General features: G+C 48.6%; 18 protein-coding genes. 11 read left to right on the top strand and 7 right to left on the bottom strand.

Annotated features, from left to right (window positions below; genetic code table 11):
* Position 1: 1 nt before the first annotated feature.
* The 9 genes from hisF to T495_RS0112950 are packed head-to-tail and all read left to right on the top strand — an operon-like array spanning position 2 to position 9650.
* Positions 2-760 (top strand): imidazole glycerol phosphate synthase subunit HisF, encoded by a 759-nt coding sequence (hisF, locus tag T495_RS0112990; RefSeq protein WP_028904360.1) that lies wholly within the window; start codon positions 2-4, stop codon positions 758-760.
* A 53-nt stretch (positions 761-813) separates the two neighbouring features.
* Positions 814-1458 carry a bifunctional phosphoribosyl-AMP cyclohydrolase/phosphoribosyl-ATP diphosphatase HisIE gene (gene hisIE, locus T495_RS0112985; RefSeq protein WP_028904359.1) on the top strand — a complete coding sequence of 215 codons (645 nt, stop codon included), beginning with the start codon at positions 814-816 and terminating at the stop codon, positions 1456-1458.
* A gap of 36 nt (positions 1459-1494) precedes the next feature.
* Positions 1495-2184, top strand: coding sequence for a cell division ATP-binding protein FtsE (locus T495_RS0112980; protein WP_028904358.1), 690 nt, complete (start codon positions 1495-1497; stop codon positions 2182-2184).
* A 12-nt stretch (positions 2185-2196) separates the two neighbouring features.
* Entirely contained in the window at positions 2197-3516 is a 1320-nt protein-coding gene (locus tag T495_RS0112975) for an aspartate kinase (protein ID WP_028904357.1), read from the top strand.
* 49 nt (positions 3517-3565) lie between these two features.
* Complete coding sequence (lysA, locus tag T495_RS0112970) at positions 3566-4726, top strand: diaminopimelate decarboxylase (protein ID WP_028904356.1); 1161 nt, start codon at positions 3566-3568, stop codon at positions 4724-4726.
* A gap of 21 nt (positions 4727-4747) precedes the next feature.
* On the top strand, positions 4748-5416 hold the full coding sequence (locus tag T495_RS0112965) for a glycosyltransferase family 2 protein (protein WP_081832128.1): 669 nt from the start codon (positions 4748-4750) through the stop codon (positions 5414-5416).
* On the top strand, positions 5385-6458 hold the full coding sequence (locus T495_RS0112960; protein WP_028904354.1) for a glycosyltransferase: 1074 nt from the start codon (positions 5385-5387) through the stop codon (positions 6456-6458). Before T495_RS0112965 ends, T495_RS0112960 begins: the two co-directional genes overlap by 32 nt.
* Complete coding sequence (locus T495_RS0112955; RefSeq protein WP_033148987.1) at positions 6455-8428, top strand: fructose-bisphosphatase class III; 1974 nt, start codon at positions 6455-6457, stop codon at positions 8426-8428. Before T495_RS0112960 ends, T495_RS0112955 begins: the two co-directional genes overlap by 4 nt.
* 4 nt (positions 8429-8432) lie before the next feature.
* Positions 8433-9650: a DUF5103 domain-containing protein gene (locus tag T495_RS0112950; protein ID WP_033148986.1), complete on the top strand. Its 1218-nt coding sequence runs from the start codon at positions 8433-8435 to the stop codon at positions 9648-9650.
* Here the strand turns inward: T495_RS0112950 and T495_RS0112945 are convergent.
* From T495_RS0112945 to T495_RS0112915, 7 genes are all read right to left on the bottom strand, one after another.
* Positions 9619-12075, bottom strand: coding sequence for a helix-turn-helix domain-containing protein (locus T495_RS0112945; RefSeq protein ID WP_033148985.1), 2457 nt, complete (start codon positions 12073-12075; stop codon positions 9619-9621). The two genes, T495_RS0112950 and T495_RS0112945, sit on opposite strands and share 32 nt — an antisense overlap.
* 28 nt (positions 12076-12103) lie before the next feature.
* Positions 12104-13810, bottom strand: a complete 1707-nt coding sequence (locus T495_RS0112940; protein ID WP_051523170.1) for an AMP-binding protein — start codon at positions 13808-13810, stop codon at positions 12104-12106.
* Between the two features lie 25 nt (positions 13811-13835).
* Positions 13836-14417 (bottom strand): helix-turn-helix domain-containing protein, encoded by a 582-nt coding sequence (locus T495_RS0112935; RefSeq protein WP_028904349.1) that lies wholly within the window; start codon positions 14415-14417, stop codon positions 13836-13838.
* Between the two features lie 146 nt (positions 14418-14563).
* Positions 14564-15271 carry an SDR family oxidoreductase gene (locus T495_RS0112930; protein WP_033148984.1) on the bottom strand — a complete coding sequence of 236 codons (708 nt, stop codon included), beginning with the start codon at positions 15269-15271 and terminating at the stop codon, positions 14564-14566.
* Positions 15264-16667, bottom strand: a complete 1404-nt coding sequence (locus T495_RS0112925; protein ID WP_033148983.1) for an aminopeptidase C — start codon at positions 16665-16667, stop codon at positions 15264-15266. The genes T495_RS0112930 and T495_RS0112925 overlap by 8 nt, the downstream gene beginning before the upstream one ends.
* On the bottom strand, positions 16668-17549 hold the full coding sequence (locus T495_RS0112920; protein ID WP_028904346.1) for a M48 family metallopeptidase: 882 nt from the start codon (positions 17547-17549) through the stop codon (positions 16668-16670).
* Between the two features lie 152 nt (positions 17550-17701).
* Entirely contained in the window at positions 17702-18064 is a 363-nt protein-coding gene (locus T495_RS0112915; RefSeq protein WP_028904345.1) for a hypothetical protein, read from the bottom strand.
* Between the two features lie 285 nt (positions 18065-18349).
* Between T495_RS0112915 and T495_RS0112910 the strand changes: the two genes are divergently transcribed.
* Both T495_RS0112910 and aroC read left to right on the top strand, forming a co-directional pair.
* Complete coding sequence (locus T495_RS0112910) at positions 18350-18973, top strand: peptidylprolyl isomerase (protein ID WP_033148982.1); 624 nt, start codon at positions 18350-18352, stop codon at positions 18971-18973.
* A gap of 24 nt (positions 18974-18997) precedes the next feature.
* Positions 18998-20074 (top strand): chorismate synthase, encoded by a 1077-nt coding sequence (gene aroC / locus T495_RS0112905; protein ID WP_028904343.1) that lies wholly within the window; start codon positions 18998-19000, stop codon positions 20072-20074.
* Positions 20075-20250: the final 176 nt, after the last annotated feature.

Genomic DNA, 20250 nt, shown 5'->3' with positions numbered 1-20250 from the left:
TATGGGATTAGCAAAAAGAATAATACCCTGTTTGGATGTAAAGGACGGCGAGACCGTTAAAGGCACCAACTTTGTAAACCTGCGCTCGGCTGGCGACCCCGTTGAACTGGGCAAAGCCTACAGCGAGCAAGGTGCCGACGAGCTCTGCTTCTTAGATATTACCGCCAGCTTCGAGGGACGCAAAACGTTTACCGACATGGTAACACGTGTGGCTAAGGAAATAAATATCCCCTTTACCGTAGGTGGCGGCATTAACGAGCTGGCCGATGTAGAGCGACTGCTGTATGCCGGAGCCGACAAGGTGAGTGTGAACAGCGCTGCCATCCGCAGACCAGAGCTCATCGACGAGATTACCAATCGTTTCGGCTCGCAGGTATGCGTTTGCGCCATCGACGCACGATTCGATGCCGACGGGTGGCATTGCTACTTGAAGGGCGGACGCGAGCGCACAGAGCGCGGACTGTTTGAGTGGGCGCACGAGGCTCAGGAGCGTGGTGCAGGCGAGATACTGTTTACCTCGATGGATCACGATGGTGTGAAAGAAGGCTATGCCAACGAGGCTCTACGTGAGTTGGCCGACAACCTCTCGATCCCCATCATCGCCAGCGGTGGTGCAGGCAAAAAGGAGCATTTCCGCGATACCTTCATTGAAGGACATGCCGATGCCGCCCTCGCTGCCAGTGTGTTCCACTTCGGCGAGATTCCCATCCCCGAATTAAAACAGTACCTCAAATCCGAAGGCATCAATGTGAGAGTTTAGCAACGGACGACAGGACTAAAGGACTAGTTTAAATAAAGAAACAATAATAGAAAATGAAGATAGATTTTGAAAAGAGCGGAGGCCTGGTGCCCGCTATCATCCAGGATGCACAGACCAAGAACGTGCTGATGCTGGGATATATGAACGAAGAGGCTTACCAGAAGACCATCGACACCAAGAAGGTTACATTCTGGAGCCGCAGTCGCAACTGCCTTTGGACCAAAGGCGAGACCAGTGGCAACTTTCTGCATCTGGTAGATATCAAAGTGGACTGCGATAACGATACTCTGTTGGTTAAGGCTACGCCCGACGGACCAACCTGTCACACAGGTACCGACACCTGTTGGGGCGAGAGCAACGACAGCGGCGTAGCTTTCCTGAGCGAGTTGCAGGACTTTATCGACAAGCGACACCAGGAGATGCCCGAGGGCAGCTATACCACTAAGCTCTTCAAAGATGGTATCAACAAAATAGCCCAGAAGGTTGGCGAGGAGGCCTTAGAGACTGTTATCGAGGCCACCAACGGCACCGACGAGCATCTGGTTTATGAGGCCAGCGACCTGCTGTATCACCTCACCGTACTGCTCACTAGCAAGGGGCTGCGTATCGAACAGGTGGCCGATGAACTGCACAAGCGCCACGATCCCAACTGGGACAAGCAGCGCCGCGAAGCCAAAGCCGCAGGCAAAATGAAATAACATTATACATTGAACATTGAGCATTGAACTTTAGATATGCTGATTAATTATAAGAATGTAAACGTATACCAGGATTCTGGTACGAAGGTACTTGAAGGAGTGAACTTCGAGGTGGCCGAAGGCGAACTGGTGTATATCATCGGTCGTGTAGGCTCTGGAAAGAGTTCACTACTGAAAACCCTCTACTGTGAACTGGATATCGACGAGGCTGACGAGGCCACCGTATTGGAGCGCGACCTGAAGACCACCCGCCGTAAGGATATTCCTGGTTTGCGTAGAGAGTTGGGAGTAGTATTCCAGAACTTCCAGTTGCTGAACGATCGTACTGTCTATAAGAACTTACGATTTGTGCTGAAGGCTATTGGCTGGAAAGATAACGACGCCATCAATCAGCGCATCGACGAAGTGTTGACTCAGATTGGACTTCTAGACAAGAAGATGATGATGCCCAACGAGTTGTCGGGAGGTGAACAGCAGCGTGTGGCTATTGCCCGCGCCATCCTGAACACGCCCAAGCTCATCATCGCTGATGAGCCTACAGGCAATCTGGATAAGGAGACCGCCGACAGTATCATGCAGCTGTTGAAGACAATCTCGGAGACGGGTACAGCTGTGGTAATGTCGACTCACAACATTGCGCTGGTACACAAGTATCCTGGCAAGGCGTTCCAATGCCAAGATGGAAAAATGGAGCAAGTAATCATTAAGAAAGCAGAAAACAAATAATATATAAGGCTTATGAAAGTAATGAAATTCGGCGGAACATCCGTCGGCAGTCCAGAGAGAATGAAAGAGGTGACTGCACTTGTCACCAAGTTTAACGAACCCGTTTTCGTAGTGCTCTCAGCCATGTCGGGCACCACTAACAGTCTGGTAGAGATTTCAGACTATCTCTACAAGAAGAATCCCGATGGTGCCAACGAGGTTATCAACCGTCTGGAGCAGAAGTACGACAAGCACGTAGATGAGCTTTACGCCAAGGATGCTACTAAGGCTGAAACACGCGAGTTCTTGAAATCAGAGTTCGACTACCTGCGTTCATTCACCAAGGAGCTCTTTACATCATTCGAGGAAAAGAGTATCGTGGCTCAGGGCGAAATCATGTCGACCAATATGGTGGTTAACTACATGAACGAGATTGGTATCAAGGCCGTATTGCTCAACGCACTCGACTTTATGCGTACCGACAAGAACGCTGAACCCGATCCCGTATATATCAAAGAGAAGTTGGCTGCCTTGATGAAGGAGAACGAGGGCGCACAGGTTTACCTCACTCAGGGTTTCATCTGCCGCAATGCCTATGGCGAGATTGACAACCTGCAGCGTGGTGGCTCTGACTATACCGCTTCGCTGATTGGTGCCGCTATCGGTGCCGATGAGATCCAAATCTGGACCGATATCGATGGTATGCACAACAACGACCCACGCGTGGTTGATGGTACTGAGCCTGTTCACCAGTTGCACTTCGAGGAGGCTGCCGAGCTGGCTTATTTCGGTGCTAAGATTCTGCACCCCACCTGCGTTCAGCCTGCTAAGTATGCAGGAATCCCCGTTCGTTTGCTGAACACCATGGATCCTGATGCAGAGGGTACTACCATCAGCAACAAGACCGAGTATGGTAAGATTAAGGCCATCGCTGCCAAGGACAATATCACAGCCATCAAGATCAAATCGAGTCGTATGCTGCTGGCTACCGGCTTCCTGCGCAAGGTATTCGAGATTTTCGAGAGCTACCAGACTCCTATCGACATGGTTTGCACCTCAGAGGTTGGCGTATCGATGAGCATCGACAACTCTGCACATCTGGGTGAGATTGTTGACGAATTGAAGAAGTATGGTACCGTTACCGTTGATACCAATATGTGTATCATCTGCGTGGTTGGCGACCTGGATTGGAGCAATGTAGGTTTCGAGACCATCGCACTCGATGCCCTGAAGGACATCCCTGTACGCATGGTAAGCTACGGAGGTTCGAACTACAACATCTCGTTCCTGATTCGCGAGGAAGACAAGAAACGCGCACTTCAGAAACTGAGCGACACCATCTTTAAAAAGTAAAGATGTAAAAAATTAAAAATGTAAAAATTAGAAAGAGACAAACGAGACAATGGCTAAAGGAATTTTCCCAGTAGAGAGGCTTCAGGATATCGAAACGCCTTTCTACTACTACGACACAGCTCTGCTGCGCCAGACATTACAGACAATTAACAACGAAGCCAGCAAACACGAAGGCTTTGTGGTGCACTATGCAGTAAAGGCTAACGCTAACCCACGCATCCTGCGCATCATACGAGAGGCTGGACTGGGAGCCGACTGCGTGAGCGGTGGCGAGGTCGAGGCATCAATCAAAGCCGGCTTCCCGCAGGATAAGATTGTATATGCTGGTGTAGGCAAGAGTGACTGGGAGATCAAACTTGGACTAGACAACGACATTTTCTGTTTTAACGTTGAGAGCATCCCTGAACTTGAAGTAATCAACGAGTTGGCAGCCGCCAAAGGAAAAGTGGCTCGTGTGGCTTTCCGTCTGAATCCAAACGTGGGCGCACATACCCATGCTAACATCACCACCGGTCTGGCCGAGAATAAGTTCGGTATCGCCATGCGCGATATGGTGAAGGTGATTCGAGAAGCTGAGAAACTGGAGAACGTGAAGTTTGTGGGATTGCACTTCCATATCGGATCACAAATATTGGACATGGGCGATTTTGAAGCCCTATGCAACCGTGTCAACGAGTTGCAGCAGGAACTCATCAGCCACCGCATCCGTGTTGAGCATATCAACGTGGGAGGCGGACTGGGTATTGACTATGCCCATCCTAACCGTGTACCCATCCCCGACTTCAAGGCGTACTTCGATACATACGCAAAGAAGCTGAAGCTGGAACCAGGACAGACACTACATTTTGAACTGGGGCGCGCCGTTGTAGCTCAGTGTGGAAGCCTTATCACACGTACCTTATATATTAAGGAAGGTGCCGTAAAGAAGTTCGCCATTGTTGATGCCGGTTTTACTGACTTGATTCGCCCTGCGCTCTATCAGGCATACCACAAGATAGAGAATCTCACCAGCGAAGAGCCCATGGAAGCCTACGATGTGGTAGGTCCTATCTGCGAGTCGACCGACGTGTTTGCCAAGCAGATTGACCTTAACAAGGCGAAACGTGGCGACCTGTTGGCCATCCGATCGGCTGGTGCCTATGGTGAGATCATGGCATCGCAGTATAACTGTCGCCGTTTACCCAAGGGGTATATGAGCGATGAGCTGTAATAGTGAAAAGTGAAAAGTGAAATGAATAAAAACGAACGGAGATTCTCTGTTATCATGACCGTGTACGACCAGGCGTACGAGCTGCAGGAAAACCTAACGGCATACCTTATGCAGCAGTACCAGCCTGGCTACGAGGTTGTGGTGGTTGATGAGTCTTCTACTGATGAGACGCCCGATATACTGAAGCTTCTCAAAAAAGATCACCCCCACCTCTATACCACCTTCTTGCCAAAGATCGAAGGCTACGCCATGAGCAAAAAGCAGGCCTATAACATTGGCATCAAGGCTGCAAAAAACGATTGGCTAATCTTTGCCAACGCCAGTCATGCGCCGGTAAACGCAGATATTCTGCAGGCTATCAACGATAGTATGGATGATACGGCCGACCTGACGTTAGGCTATCTTACCAAGAAAGGCATTAAACTGCAAGCTTTCTACGACGTAGATGAGGCCAAAGACCACATTACGCGCATAGAGCGCCGACTGAAAAAGGTGAGAACCCGCAAGCGCTACCACTACCGTTGGGGGCGATACGATTTTATCATTATCAAGAAATCAGCTGCCATCGATATCCTGAAGTTTTTCGAACTAAAACCATCGTTCGTTGAGCGACAGGCATTGCGCTGGCGTATTTTCTGGAAAAACCAGTTTAGCAGATATGAATATATTACATATCTACCCCAAAAATAGCGAACTGATACAGCGTCATGTTCAGCTGCTGGCAGAAGGACTGAAACAGAGTGCCAACATCATGGTGGCCGACAACAACAAATCCTTCTACCAACAGGCACGTGACATACAGGCTGACTTGATACACATTCATGGTATTAATCAGTCATTGCAGACTAAAGCCATGCGCTGTGCCCGCAAACTAAACATCCGCTATGTCATCACCCTACATGGACAGTTAGAACCATGGGCGATAGGTTTCCAGCGTGCCAACGATCGTTTGGAGGTTCTCTTCTCGAAGAAGGATTACATAGAGAAAGCCTATGCAGTAATTACCATGGGTAAGATGGAGCGTGAGAGCTTCCAGAATTTGTGTTGGAATCCCCGCATAGAAGAGATACGCAATGCTGTTACCACCAATACCATCACCCCTGCCGAGATGGTTTCGCAGACGTTTGCCATCTATCAGAAAATACTCGACTCGAACACACTCGAATTGATGGATGAGCACACCATCAAGGCCATGACGGTCATCCTGAAAGCTGGTATCATGGGCGACAAACGTTGGGTTGACACCAACGAGATGGACCCACGACTTATCAACTGGCGCCAGTTGCTACTCTATGCCGAACACGAAAACATCAGCAACTATACCGATTATGGTATCCGTATACTGGGCCTCTCGGCTCCACTCATCGATACCGCACGGATTGCTGCTTATTTTCCCCACAACTATAAAAGGCCACAACCCATCAAGGAACTGGTTGGCGACTATCAAGGCAATCAGACTGACTTCCTGATGCGCATCATCCGACAGATGCTCAAGACGCCCACCATGCTTGGTATCATAGAACTGACACGCGAACTGTATCGCGAGAACGTGAACGATGAACAGTTGGCCGAGAAGATGGAAGAAGCCACACTAACCAAAAATGCCGCCCGCCTGATACAAGTTCTCAGCGAGCAAGTGTTATTAGATGAGGGCTATATGCCCATTCCTCCACTCGACGACAAGGCTACTGAGAAATTGCGCAATAATCTAAGAAATCATCTGAAGATATGAAACACCTCACTAACAACGATACCGATCTGCACTATCTGCAGCTTTTGTCGCAATCATTCCCAACGGTTGCCGCTGCATCTACCGAGATTATAAACTTAGAGGCCATCATGGCCCTGCCAAAAGGCACAGAACACTTTCTGGCCGATATTCATGGCGAGAGTGAGGCTTTCCGACATATTCTGAAGAATGCCTCAGGCAATATCAAACGAAAAGTCAACGAACTCTTCGGCAACAACATCCGAGAAAGCGAGAAGAAAGAGTTGTGTACCCTGATATACTATCCTGAAGAGAAACTGGAACTGATTAAGGCCCAGGAAAAAGATATAGAGGACTGGTACCGCATTACCATCCACCAACTGGTAAAAGTGTGCCGCGATGTCAGCAGCAAATATACACGTTCAAAAGTACGCAAATCACTACCCAGTGACTTTGCCTATATCATCGAAGAACTGCTGCACGAGAGTCTGAGCGATAACGATAAGGCTGCTTACGTAAGCGTGATTGTCGACACCATCATTTCTACAGGTCGTGCTGACGATTTTATCTGTGCTATCTGTAATGTCATCCAGCGATTGGCCATCGACCAACTGCATATCTTAGGCGACATCTACGATCGCGGTCCCGGCGCACATATCATTATGGACACCCTGCGTCAGTATCACTCGTGGGACATCCAGTGGGGCAACCACGATGTGCTATGGATGGGCGCTTCAGCAGGTAACGATGCCTGTATCTGCAACGTGCTGCGCCTCTGTCTGCGCTACGCCAACCTTAACACAATCGAGGAGTATGGTATCAACCTGGTACCACTGGCCACCTTTGCGCTCGATGTGTATGGTGAGGATCCTTGCGAGGAGTTTATGCCCAAGCTCATGCCAGGCAATAAGATGGATGAGAAGACACAACTGCTCACAGCCAAGATGCATAAGGCGATTGCCGTACTGCAGTTCAAGACCGAGGCTGAAATCTATCAGCGCCGTCCTGAGTGGCAGATGCTTGACCGCTGCATGCTCAATATGGTAGATTACACCAAAGGGGAATGTACCATAGACGGAAAGGTCTATAAGATGAAGAGCTGCAGTTTCCCTACAGTCGATCCGCAAGCTCCCAACAAACTCACTAACGAGGAGACTGACCTGATGCAAAAACTGCACCACTCTTTCCGCATCAGCGAAAAGCTGCACAAGCACATCCGCACCCTACTCTCGCACGGTTGCATGTATGCTATCAGCAACTCGAATCTGCTGTTCCATGCCGCTATTCCACTCAATGGCGATGGTTCCCTGAAAGAGATAGAAATCTATCCTGGCAGGAAATACGCAGGTAAGGAACTGATGCACAACATCGGTATGATGATTCGCGAGGCTTTCCAAAACGATTCGACCGACAGGGAATACGCTCGTGATTACTTCCTCTATCTGTGGTGCGGACAGGACTCTCCTCTATTCTGCAAGTCGAAGATGGCCACATTTGAGCGCTACTTCCTGAGCGATAAGGAAACCTATAAGGAGGAGAAAGGCAATTACTTTAAACTACGTGATAGTGAAGAGGTATGCGACCGCATTCTCGACGCCTTTGGTGTAAAGGGCACCAACCGCCATATTATCAACGGCCACGTACCGGTACATGCAGGTAGTGGCGAGAATCCCATCAAAGCCGGTGGCAAATTGATGGTGATTGATGGTGGTTTTTCAGAGGCCTATCATAAAGAGACAGGTATTGCCGGCTATACATTAGTTTATCACTCACGAGGTTTCCAACTGGTTCAGCATGAACCTTTCACATCGGCCCGCGATGCCATCATGCGTGAGATTGACATTAAGTCGACCACCCAGATTATCGAAATGTCGGCTCACCGTATGCTGGTAGCCGATACCGACAAGGGCGAGGAGCTGAAAAGTCAGATTACCGACCTAAAGGAACTGCTCTACGCCTATCGTCACGGCATCATCACCGAAAGAAGAAGGTAAAAAGGTGAAAAAGTTTTTTCTCTCGTTGCTCCTTGCGTTGCCACTTTTGGGCATTGCCAAAAGCCGTATCACAGCCCCCAACGTTAAATCGCTACAGACGGTGGTCAACGGCAATTGGCAGTCAGCCCCAATCATGCTCTTGGGCAGCGACGATGTGCTCACCATCTCGTTCGATGAACTATCGCATAACTATCATCGCTATATCTACCATATAGAACATTGCGAAGCTGACTGGACGCCATCCGAGGGGCTCTTTGAGAGCGACTGGCTGTCAGGATTCAATGGTAACACCATCGATGAGTATGAACACTCCCATAACACCATCATCTCCTACACCCACTACCAGTTACAGCTACCCAACGACCGATGCCAGCTGAAGCTAAGCGGCAACTACCGAGTACACATTCTGGACGAAGATGATGACAACCGCGAAGTGCTGGTGGCCGAGTTTATGGTAACAGAGCAGCAGATGAAGCTGAGTATGAGTGCCACCAGCAATACAGATATTGACACACGTCAGAGCCACCAGCAGGTATCTATGCGACTGGACTACGGATCACTTCCTGTGACTAACCCTGAAGAACAAATCTGCGCCGTAGTGATGCAGAATGCTCAGGAACGCGACATGAAGTGGAACGCCAAAGCCAACATCACCACCCAAAACGGCTTAGCATGGACCCACAACCAACATTTGATATTCGATGCAGGCAACGAGTATCGTAAGTACGAGATACTCGATGTGAGTCACCCCACAATGGGCATCGACCATATTCTGTGGGATGGTGACAACTATCAGGTATATCCATTTGCCGACGAGCCACGTCCAAACTACCTCTACGATGAGGATGCCAATGGTGCCTACTGCATCCGTAATAGCGACAATAGTGAGAACGATACATCAAGCGAGTATGTATGGGTGAACTACCGCCTCAAATCAACTGTTGGACAACGCATCTATATCAGCGGCCGCTGGACTATGGAACAACCTGACACCTACCTGATGCGCTACGACCCCGTCGAAGGCATCTACACAGCCAGCGTCCTGCAGAAACAAGGGTATTACAATTATCAGTATCTTTGTGGTGACAATAAGAACCAGCTGCTACCCAGCGAGGGTAGCTACTACCAAACCGAGAATCATTATCAAGCTCTGATCTACTACAAAGGTAGCGCTGATCGCACCTGGCGACTTACCGCCTTTGCCGATACGCCTCTGGAGTAATGTGATGCGCCTGGAAGAAAGAGGCGATGAAATAGTTGGCTGATACGAAACCACACTTCTCAGCAATACTGTCAATAGGCTCCTTGGTAGTACGCAGCATATGCTCTGCCTCAGCCAAACGTGACTTCTTGATCAGCTGACGCGGACTCTTAAAGATGTTTGCTGTAATGAGCGCATAGAACTCCTTGACGTCGATACCGGCAGCACCGCTCAACTTTCGCATCGTAATCTTTTTCTTTTTCTTTTCCGCACGTACCACAGGCATAATCTTTTCAATGACTGTCACAAACTCTGGTGCCAACTCATTCTGTAGATCAGGATCAGCCTGACTGTATTCTTCGGGCGAAGGTTCCAGCACATCGCCACTGGTACTGCATCGGTCAATAAAGTTGTAGATACGCTTTATCAGTCCAGTCTCCTCACTATTACGCATAGCACGCAAATTGGTGTTCTTCATATAGTAGAACAGATTGATGAAGAACAGGATCAGTATTACCCCTGCTAACAGCATAAACACACCTGTGGTGCGCCACCACGGCTCGTGCACATTAATCTCCCATTCGTAGGCGCGCGTTGTCCACTTATCAGGAACCAACGATGCCTGCACCTCTAATACATACGAACCAGGACGCAAGGCCATCAGCGGCAGATGCAGCAAGCCCTGCTTATCAACCATTCCGTCGGAACTATATGGAGTCAGCACTCGCCATTCATCATCTAATCCACGAACTCTCACACGGTAGAACGTCTGCTGTGGGCGGAAATAGTTGAGCGCAGAGAAAACCAATGTCAGCGAGTTCTGATTGTAGTTCAGGTCGAGGCCCCATACACGGCTCAATGCTCTGTCGAGAATGCGTTTACCATCAATCTCAGTCGTAGGATCAACATCGACACCATTCACCATCAGCTTAATCAACTTGGGATAGATCTCAAACGGATAATCGCCACCTAAGGTAGTCATCTGACCTGGATCGAACTCAATAACATGATCGAGCGACTGCATCACGATGTGACCATCAGGCAAACGCATGGCCTTACCATTCACAAATACCTCGTTAGGGACATGATCATACTGGTTATAGCTGTTGATAAAATGCACTCGTCCATCCTCTCTGAACAGCACTACAGAAATACCATAGCTGGTAGCCACCCAGATGTTATGATTGAGATCTTCAACAATAGAGTGTACGATATTGTTGTAGAGACCGTCCTTCATGGTATAAACCTGAGGCAATAGATCATTCTCGCGACGGTATAGCTGCAGACCTTGAGCAGTTCCCACCCATGTCCAGCCACGTGAATCCTTGTAGACACAGTTCACCATACGGCTTCTGAACATGGGCCACTCGTCAACCCGATGGTTCATCATGGCACCATAGTGATTTGCCTTACTATCACCCCACTTATAAACCATGAACGGCGACTTATAAGGTTTCGAATAGAGCAGACCACGCTTCTCAGTACCTACCCACATGCCTCCCTGACGGTCGAACGTTATCACGTTTACATCGGTTACCAATGTCTGGCCACTCTCAAGCACTACAGCTTCAACGTGATCAGCCTCATGGGTTTTCACATTATAGATCCAGTAACCATATTCGCAAGGCACATAGAGCAAAGAGTCACGAATCGCCATATTATTCATATGGTAGGGCGTACGCATCAGCTCCGACCATTCGTTCAGATTCACATCATATTTCATCAGGATAGCCTCCTTGTTGCCATTGCGAATCTGATACACGTTGCTACCATCGACCTTCACCAGCGATGACTGATTATAGCGCACATTATCCTTATCGGTATAGGCTCTATTCTCAATCAACTTCTTACCTGACTCCTGGTCGTACATCTCCATCAGTCCGTTGTCATAGAATAGCATTACGTACTGATTCTTATATACTTCCAGATCCTGCAAGTTAAACTGTTCGCGCAGCTTGATAATCTTCTTGGTCTTCACATTGAAGAGCCCCTTATCAATTAACAACCACACGATGCCTGTACTATCTACAAACAGGTCTTTCACGCGCTCTGTTACACCAAACTGACGGAACTCATCTTCAATGGATTTTGTGAATCGCTCTGTCAACAGGTCAACACAGGTCACGCTATGTGTATTCTTCAGCCAGATGTGGTGGAACCTGTCGAAGTAGAGGTGGTAGTTTCCCTGATACTCAGACAAAGCATAGATATTTTCTTCGAGCGGGTCGATATAGGTAAACGCGGCACCATCGAAGAAGTTTATCTGGCCGATAGTGGTAATCACCAATCGTCCAGTCTTGGTACAATGGATGGTCTGTGCACTATTATCAGCCAGTCCATTGGCCGAAGTGTAGTTACGGAATATCCGAGGTGACACATTCACCGCACCTGCTGTCAGTACCGACAGTAGAATAATTGTTAGCAGTATATAGGTTTTTCTGGTCATCTCGGATATTCTTTTTAGGTTATTGATACTAAATCACTTCTATTCCTTGTTCCTCGCATAGTTTCAGGCTCATCTCCTTGAGTTTAAACTTCTGGATCTTGCCCGATCCCGTTAGCGGGAACTCCTTGATAAAGAATACGTACTTAGGTATCTTGTAGCGGGCAATCTTGCCGCGACAGAATAACTGTACGTCTTCAGGAGTCATCTGCACTCCTTCCTCCAGAATAATGAAGGCACCTACAGCCTCACCATATTTCTTAGAAGGTACAGCAGCCACCTGTACATCACGTATGCCAGGCATATGATAGAGGAACTCCTCAATTTCGCGTGGATATATATTCTCACCACCACGAATAATCATATCCTTAATACGCCCGGTAATCTTGTAGAATCCCTGCTCATCCTTCACACCCAGGTCGCCAGAATGCAGATAGCCGTTCTTATCGATTACCTCGGCCGTAGCCGTCGGGTTCTTATAATAGCCCTTCATCACATTGAAGCCCTTACAGCACATCTCACCCTGCACGCCAACAGGACACTCCTCACCCGTCTCGGGGTCAAGTACCTTCACGTCGACAAACGGGAAGTCGCGACCTACGGTAGTGCAACGCTGCTCGAAGGTATCGTTCAGGCAGGTCTGCGTCATACCAGGCGACGACTCTGTCAGACCGTAAACACTTGTGATGGTCATATACATTTTCTCGCTTACCTGCTTCATCAGCTCAATCGGGCATAGGCTACCAGCCATGATACCCGTACGCAGACAACTTAGGTCGAACATATCAAACATGGGGTGGTTCAACTCAGCGATAAACATCGTTGGAACACCATAAACAGCAGTACAACGTTCCTTATGGATAGAGGCAAGTACCACCAGAGGATCGAATTTTTCAACCATCACCTCGGTACAACCATGGGTCAGACAGTTCATCGTGGCAAGCACCACACCAAAGCAATGGAACAGAGGAACACAGACGCAGAGTTTGTCGTCCTGGGTGAATCCCATGTTCTCGCCAGTAAAGTAGCCATCATTGGAAATACCATAGTGAGTGAGCATCACGCCCTTGGGGAATCCGGTAGTACCGCTGGTGTACTGCATGTTGCATACATCGTAACAGCTCACCTGCTTCTTCATCTCGTTCAGCTGCTCGTCGTCCACATTCTGGCCAAGCAACAGAAGTTCGGCAGTATTATACATACCGCGATATTTCTCCATACCTATATAAACCACGTTTTTCAGGTAGGGGAATCGTTCGCTGTTCAGATGACCACGCTCGCAGGTTTTCAGCTCTGGCAGCATGGTATAGGTCATGTCAACATAGTTACAATCCCAAGTACCATCGGTAATGCAAAGCACCTCCATATCAGAGTCCTTGCACAGATACTCCAGCTCGTTCTGCTTGTAGTTGGTGTTAACTGTTACCAGCACAGCACCAATCTTGGCAGTAGCGTAGAGGAAGGTAAGCCAGTCGGGCACATTGGTAGCCCAGATACCAACATTCGATCCCTTCTTCACGCCTATCGAAATCAAGCCCTTGGCCAGATTGTCAACACGTTCGTTGAACTTCGACCAAGTAAAACGCAAATCGCGGTCGCTATATACAATATACTCCTTATCGGGTGTAGTTTCAGCCCAATACTCCAGCCACTGGCCCAATGTACGCTCATGAAGCTTGTAGCCAGCCGAACCGGTCTCAGCAGGATAGGTTCTATCGGGCAATGGTCTGCCCGCCATATCTAATCTTACGTTACTCATCTTCTTAGAATGGAATATATACTACTGCTAAGATTTTTGCACTCTTGCCAGGAGCACCATGTACATGATGCTTCACGATACTATCGTAGAAGATGCTGTCACCCTCCTTCAAGCTATAGGTCTCCTTGCCATACACAATCTCAACCTCACCTTGCATCACGTAGATAAACTCCTCACCCTCGTGGGCCGAAAGTTGGAACTCAGGACTCTCCTCAGGATTGATATCAATAACGAACGGCTCCATGTGTCGACCAGCCTTCTGCTGAGCGAGAGGGTGATACTCCATATGCTTGCGGGAATCGGTAGCATCATTACTGAAGCTGATACTGTTATCGGCCTCACGATCCTTTGCACGTGTCACGATGGGACCCAGATCGTCATTATCGTCCATAAATGTACCCAAACGAACACCCAAGGCACGGGCTATCTTGATCAGCGGCCCCAACGATGGCAGGTTCTGGTTTGTTTCGATACTGTTAATCTGCTCCACGGTCAGACCGCTACGCTCGGCAATTTCTTCAATGCTGAGATTCTTGGTTTCTCTGAGGCCCTTGATTTTGGCACCTACGATTGAATGATTATTCATCTTCTTTTCAATTTATTTTCTCACTACTGTTTCCATGGGCAAAAGTACAATTTTTAATCGGAAAACTTGCGCGTTTTAATAGATTTTAACAAGAAATATGCCCTCCCCTAAATACAATGGGTATATCTCTGCAAGAATATGCACTATTACAACTTGATTTTACGCCAGAAACAGCGTGGAATGCGACGCCAGACAGCAGTAAGAATACGATACTTCCAATCGATGACGCGGATATGGCGATGATGCTCGATGGCAGAGACAATCTCACGGGCTACAGCCTGAGGTTTGAGCATCATGGGATAATGGAATGTACCGCTAAGCAGGGCTGTATCAACAAAGCCCGGACGGATATCAGTAAACCGGATATCGAGTTTACGAGCATGAGCCTGTTGCTCCAACGCCTGCAGATAAACGTTCTGCATGGCTTTGGTAGCCGAGTAAGCGGGAGCTGGCCCTAAGCCCTTGGTTCCGGCTATCGAAGTGATAGCAGCGATATGGCCCCCACCCTGTTGGGCAAAATAGCGATAGGCAGCTCCAATCATGCGGACGAACCCCATCCCATTGGTCTCGACAGTAGCCAACTCGATATCGGGAGTAAGCTCGCGATTCTGTTTACCGATACCCGAGGCATAGAAAAACAAGTTCATGCCGCCCATACGCTCTATCAGCGTCATCAGCCTATCCGGCGCATCGGCACTGGTTACATCGATCTGCTCGATATCGGTAGCTCCGACATGCTGCAACAGGTCCTTACGACGCGCAGCCACGCCTACTGCCCAGCCGCGCTGGAGCAATAGGCGTGCCACTTCGAATCCGATGCCTGAAGAGGCACCTATGACAATTGCTTTATTCATCAGGTAAGAATAAGGGATCCTCGGGCATAACCATAACAGGCTTAGTTTCATATGCCTTCAGAAGCTTCTCAGATACATACTTTTTATTGACAACGAGACGGAACATGTACTCACGGAACCACTCAGCTGTCATGATGATGCATCCCTGGCTTCCATTGTTGGCGCCCCAAGAATTCTCAACCTTCCACTTTACTGGCTTTCCCTGCTTATCAAGGTCAACAGCCGTAAGTGTCATAGCGTGAGTAGAACCACTATCGAAAGTACTGATACGCTGAGCCTTGTCCATCTTAAAGGTTGTACCGAATACCGATCCATAGTCGAAATTATCTAACGAAGCATAGCCACGTTTGCGATCCAGGAACTTAGCCACATCGTACGAGCTGTACATCTTGCGTCCATCCTTGAGTGAAGCGATGGCCAGCTGCTCGATTTCCTCCATAGGCAAGTTGAGATAGCGCCAGTTGCTGCCATCATAGGTATGGCGGTCGTACTCTACCTCGTAGGTCTTATAGTACTCACGACGTGGGTCGTTCATCACCATGATAAACGTGTTCTTAATATCGCCGCCAACAACCTCCTTATAGAAGCTCAGCGGCGTGTACTCCTTGGCCTCTCCCAGCTGGCGACCAGCTTTATCGTGGAAGGCATAGGTGAATTTCTCGACAGGCGCGCCGAGGGTCAGCTTCAGCATGCGATAAATCTGAGCCAGCATTTCGGTCTTAGCCTTCTGGATATCGGCAGTACTCTTTTTCTTGGCTACCATATCACGCAACTGCAGTCCGAACTCGCGCAGCTTTGAAGAAACCAGACTACGAGCCTTCGAGGTATTCTCGCTGGTGTAAGTCTCCGGCATAATCTCCGAGGGCACCAGCCCGTACTTGGGTGCCAGATCGGCCACACCGCAGAAGGTACCACCATCGCCGATGGGCGAGTGGAAGAAGAACTGCACACGCTGGTCGTCGATAGGTTTCTTGGCAGTATCGATGACGCCCTGCAACATCAGGTTAGCCTTTTCCAACTGATCCCAGAAGAACAGGTAAGCCTGTGAGAACTCGATGCTAACAGAATCGGCATGCGACATATAGTTTGAACGCAGCACATTCAGTCCGCTGAACATCCAGCAACGTCCTGACGACTTCTGGTCGGTGATAGACTGCTTACGGGTTTCGACCGAGAAATGGGTGTCGATAGGTTTGGCGGCTACCTTATAGTTCTTAGCCAGCGCATCGATGCTCATGCCATAGATAGCATTGGCGATGACACGCTCCTTACCACATTGTTTCTGCTCCTTCTGGATTTCCTGTAACATCTGGGCAGAAATGCCTCCACCCTGTGTCTGCGCTTGTGCCACCATAGCACAGGCAGCAAACGCGAAAGTCATTGTAAGTTTATTCATTTATTTCTTTTTTGTTGTTGTAGTCTTCTTGGTGGTTGTTTTCTTTGTGGTGGTAGTCTTCTTAGCAGTAGTCTTGGGCTTGTAATACTGCTGAGCCTCGGGCAACCATCCCTGGATATTCTTGATACGGGTAGCGTCAGATGGGTGATCGCTCAGGAACTCGGCGGTAGTATTGGTGCTGGCTGCCGACATGCGCTGCCAGAAGGTGACAGCAACATTGGGATCATAGCCTGCCATAGCAGCGAAAATCAGCCCCATGTGATCAGCCTCGTTCTCGTGGTTACGCGAGTATTTAAGGTTAAACAACTTGATACCAGAGTTGACCACAGCCTGACCGACGGCAACTGTATTGCTGCCTACACCCAGGATGCTGGCCAGCGCCCCTGCACCCTGCACACCATACTGCTGCTTGATCTGGTTGCTCATCTGCTCGGCAGAGTGGCGTGCAACAGCATGCGCAATCTCATGTCCCAAAACGATAGCCAACGAAGCTTCGTCCTGTGTAATTGGCAGCAAGCCTTCATAAACCACAATCAGACCACCAGGCATACACCAGGCATTGGCCTGCTTATCAGCCACCAGATTAAAGGTCCAATTATAGTTCTGCACATCATTCTCAAGTCCGTTGGCCTTCAGATAACTTACCACCGCATTGGCCAGATTCTGGCCCACACGCTTCACCATAGCCGTCTTAGTAGCATCGGTTGAGAGTTTGGCAGTCTTCATGAATTCCTGATACTGCTGGGTAGAGAGGCTCAACATTTCGCCATCGCTAACCATCAGCTTCTGTTTACGACCTGTGAGAGGTACTGTGTTTGTGGTACCGCAGCTAACAAGAAGAGCTGCAACCATCGACATGAGTAAAAACCTAATTTTCTTCATACCTTTTTGTTATTATATGGTTTTATTATATTTTCAGCCTGCAAAGTAAGCAAAAAAAATCGACATTTGCAAATTTTAAGCATAAAAATAGAGGCACCCCCGAAGGAATGCCCCTATAACGAATGACCAATAATAACTAAAAAACTACGAATTTACTTGTTCAGACCACGGTTGTTAAGAGTGGTGTTCAGCAGCATCAGGTAAGTACGCATCTGCTTGTCGTTCAGAACGTAGCGCATGCGCTTTACGTCGGTCTCGATGGCACGCTTTACCATAGCGTCGCGATCGTTGTTACCATACTGAGCAGCATAAGTCATTTCGGTGTTGAACACGCGATGAATATTCTCTACAGCCTCACGCTGGTCGAAAGCCAGGTTGAGTGCGCTGGCGAGCTTGTCCATGTTTACATCCATCTTGTAAGCCTCGATGTTGTTTACAGCGTTTGTGTTCTCACCCTCAGCAAATGCAGTTGTCATGCTCAGCATTGCTACCATTGTCAAAATCATCTTTTTCATCTTTTTACCCTTTCTTTTCTTTACTCGGTCGGACTTCGCAACCAACCTACTTTTTACCTTATTTGTTATCCTTTTTGTCTTTTTGACGATGCAAAGGTACGGCGAATTTTTGGTATGAACAAACATTTTTGTGCAATTGTGTGCGAACACAGCCTTTTTATTGATACATATCAACGAAAGCCCGAAATAAGTATTTTTTTACTTTTTCCAATTAAACTTTCGTGTAATTGGTGGAAAATGCGTAACTTTGCAGGCTGAAACTAAATAGTATATATAAATAGGTATATGGAAGAAACAAAAAACAGATTCATGTCGGTTGTATATCAGTTATACAGCCTGAAGGATGGCAAGAGCGAGCTGGAAGAGCAGACAGGCGATGACCGTCCATTCGAGTTCATCACCGGCTTCAGCGTAGCACTTGATGCTTTCGAGGAGAAGGTAAAAGGCCTTGAGAAGGGCAGCGACTTTGATTTTGAGCTGGCTCCTGCAGAGGCTTTCGGCGAATATATAGCAGAGGGCGTACACAAGGTTAGCCGCGAAGTATTCACCGTGAATGGCCATTTCGACCACGACAACATCTTCGAGGGTGCTGTCATCACCCTGATGGACAACGAGGACCATCAGTTCATGGCCAAAGTTGTAAAGATCGAGGAAGATGGAGTAACCGTAGATACCAACCACCCATTGGCAGGCAAGACCCTGAACTTCAAGGGAAAGGTTATTGAGAACCGCGAGGCAACCGAAGAGGAGATTCAGCACCTGATCAAGCACATGACAGGCGGTTGCGGTGGCTGTGGTGGTTGTGGCGATCACGGTTGTGGCGATCACGAAGGCTGCAATCACGAAGGCTGCGACCACGAACATCATCACCATCACGATGGTGGCTGCGGCTGCGGACATTGTCACTAATCACACTTAATTCCCCCTACCCCTATGCGCAACACATTTGGACATCTATTCAGACTGACCACCTTCGGCGAGAGTCACGGCGAGGCCGTTGGTGGCGTTATTGACGGCATGCCTGCCGGCATCGACATCGATATGACGTTTATTCAGAACGAACTGAACCGTCGCCGACCAGGTCAGAGTGCAATTACCACTTCGCGTCAAGAAGCTGATCGTGTAGAGTTCCTGAGCGGTGTGTTCGAGGGCAAATCCACAGGCTGCCCCATCGGATTCATAGTCCGTAACACCAACCAGCACTCCAATGATTACGACAACATGCGCAACCTGTTCCGCCCATCGCATGCCGACTACACCTATCATGAGAAGTACGGCATACGCGACCACCGTGGAGGTGGACGTTCGTCGGCCCGTATCACCATCAGTCGTTGTGTAGGTGGTGCTCTGGCAAAACTCGTGTTGCAACAGAAGGGTATCAGTATTCAGGCTTATACCTCACAGGTAGGCCACATCGCACTCAACAAGAACTATCAGCAGTACGATCTGAGTTTGACAGAAACCAATGCCGTACGCTGCCCAGATGCCCAGAAAGCGGCAGAGATGGAGGCGCTGATAGCCCAGGTGAAGGCAGAGGGCGACACCATCGGCGGCATTATCACCTGCGTGATTAAAGGCTGCCCCACAGGTTTGGGCGAGCCCGAATTCGACAAGCTCCATGCAACACTCGGTCAGGCCATGCTAAGCATCAATGCCGTCAAAGGCTTTGAGTATGGCGACGGTTTCGACTGCGCCACCATGCGAGGCAAGGAGATGAACGACGTATTCTGCAACGAGAACGGACGCATTACCACCACCACGAATCATAGCGGTGGTATTCAAGGGGGAATCAGTAATGGACAAGATATCTATTTCCGTGTGGCCTTCAAGCCTGTGGCCACTATCCTCACCGAACAGAGCACAGTAGATCTGGAGGGAAATGCCACCACCTTTACTGCTCGCGGACGCCATGATCCATGCGTTTTACCAAGAGCGGTACCTGTGGTAGAATCGATGGCAGCAATGACCATTTTGGACTATATTTTGCTGCAAAAATCGACTATTTCATAGAAAAAGGCATTTCAACTGCAAAAAAATGCAAAAATATTTTGAGGATTCGGAAAATCGCCGTATATTTGCATTCGCATTCATGGGATTTGTGAAAACCCCGGAATTGCTTTAGTTAAGTCTAGTTTAGTTTTTGTGTTGGTTGGGGGTTACCGATTGGTAGCCCCCGTTTTTTATAC

It is taken from the genome of Prevotella sp. P6B1 (genome assembly GCF_000702825.1).
Classification (GTDB): domain Bacteria; phylum Bacteroidota; class Bacteroidia; order Bacteroidales; family Bacteroidaceae; genus Prevotella.
This window is presented reverse-complemented; position numbering and strand designations above follow the sequence as displayed.

What these genes read in the sequence shown, in the direction of transcription:
- hisF (WP_028904360.1), top strand. Translation starts at nt 2, where the DNA reads ATGGGATTAGCAAAAAGAATAATACCCTGTTTGGATGTAAAGGACGGC.
- hisIE (WP_028904359.1), top strand. Translation starts at nt 814, where the DNA reads ATGAAGATAGATTTTGAAAAGAGCGGAGGCCTGGTGCCCGCTATCATC.
- T495_RS0112980 (WP_028904358.1), top strand. Translation starts at nt 1,495, where the DNA reads ATGCTGATTAATTATAAGAATGTAAACGTATACCAGGATTCTGGTACG.
- T495_RS0112975 (WP_028904357.1), top strand. Translation starts at nt 2,197, where the DNA reads ATGAAAGTAATGAAATTCGGCGGAACATCCGTCGGCAGTCCAGAGAGA.
- lysA (WP_028904356.1), top strand. Translation starts at nt 3,566, where the DNA reads ATGGCTAAAGGAATTTTCCCAGTAGAGAGGCTTCAGGATATCGAAACG.
- T495_RS0112965 (WP_081832128.1), top strand. Translation starts at nt 4,748, where the DNA reads ATGAATAAAAACGAACGGAGATTCTCTGTTATCATGACCGTGTACGAC.
- T495_RS0112960 (WP_028904354.1), top strand. Translation starts at nt 5,385, where the DNA reads ATGAATATATTACATATCTACCCCAAAAATAGCGAACTGATACAGCGT.
- T495_RS0112955 (WP_033148987.1), top strand. Translation starts at nt 6,455, where the DNA reads ATGAAACACCTCACTAACAACGATACCGATCTGCACTATCTGCAGCTT.
- T495_RS0112945 (WP_033148985.1), bottom strand. Translation starts at nt 12,075, where the DNA reads ATGACCAGAAAAACCTATATACTGCTAACAATTATTCTACTGTCGGTA.
- T495_RS0112940 (WP_051523170.1), bottom strand. Translation starts at nt 13,810, where the DNA reads ATGGCGGGCAGACCATTGCCCGATAGAACCTATCCTGCTGAGACCGGT.
- T495_RS0112935 (WP_028904349.1), bottom strand. Translation starts at nt 14,417, where the DNA reads ATGAATAATCATTCAATCGTAGGTGCCAAAATCAAGGGCCTCAGAGAA.
- T495_RS0112930 (WP_033148984.1), bottom strand. Translation starts at nt 15,271, where the DNA reads ATGAATAAAGCAATTGTCATAGGTGCCTCTTCAGGCATCGGATTCGAA.
- T495_RS0112925 (WP_033148983.1), bottom strand. Translation starts at nt 16,667, where the DNA reads ATGAATAAACTTACAATGACTTTCGCGTTTGCTGCCTGTGCTATGGTG.
- T495_RS0112920 (WP_028904346.1), bottom strand. Translation starts at nt 17,549, where the DNA reads ATGAAGAAAATTAGGTTTTTACTCATGTCGATGGTTGCAGCTCTTCTT.
- T495_RS0112915 (WP_028904345.1), bottom strand. Translation starts at nt 18,064, where the DNA reads ATGAAAAAGATGATTTTGACAATGGTAGCAATGCTGAGCATGACAACT.
- T495_RS0112910 (WP_033148982.1), top strand. Translation starts at nt 18,350, where the DNA reads ATGGAAGAAACAAAAAACAGATTCATGTCGGTTGTATATCAGTTATAC.
- aroC (WP_028904343.1), top strand. Translation starts at nt 18,998, where the DNA reads ATGCGCAACACATTTGGACATCTATTCAGACTGACCACCTTCGGCGAG.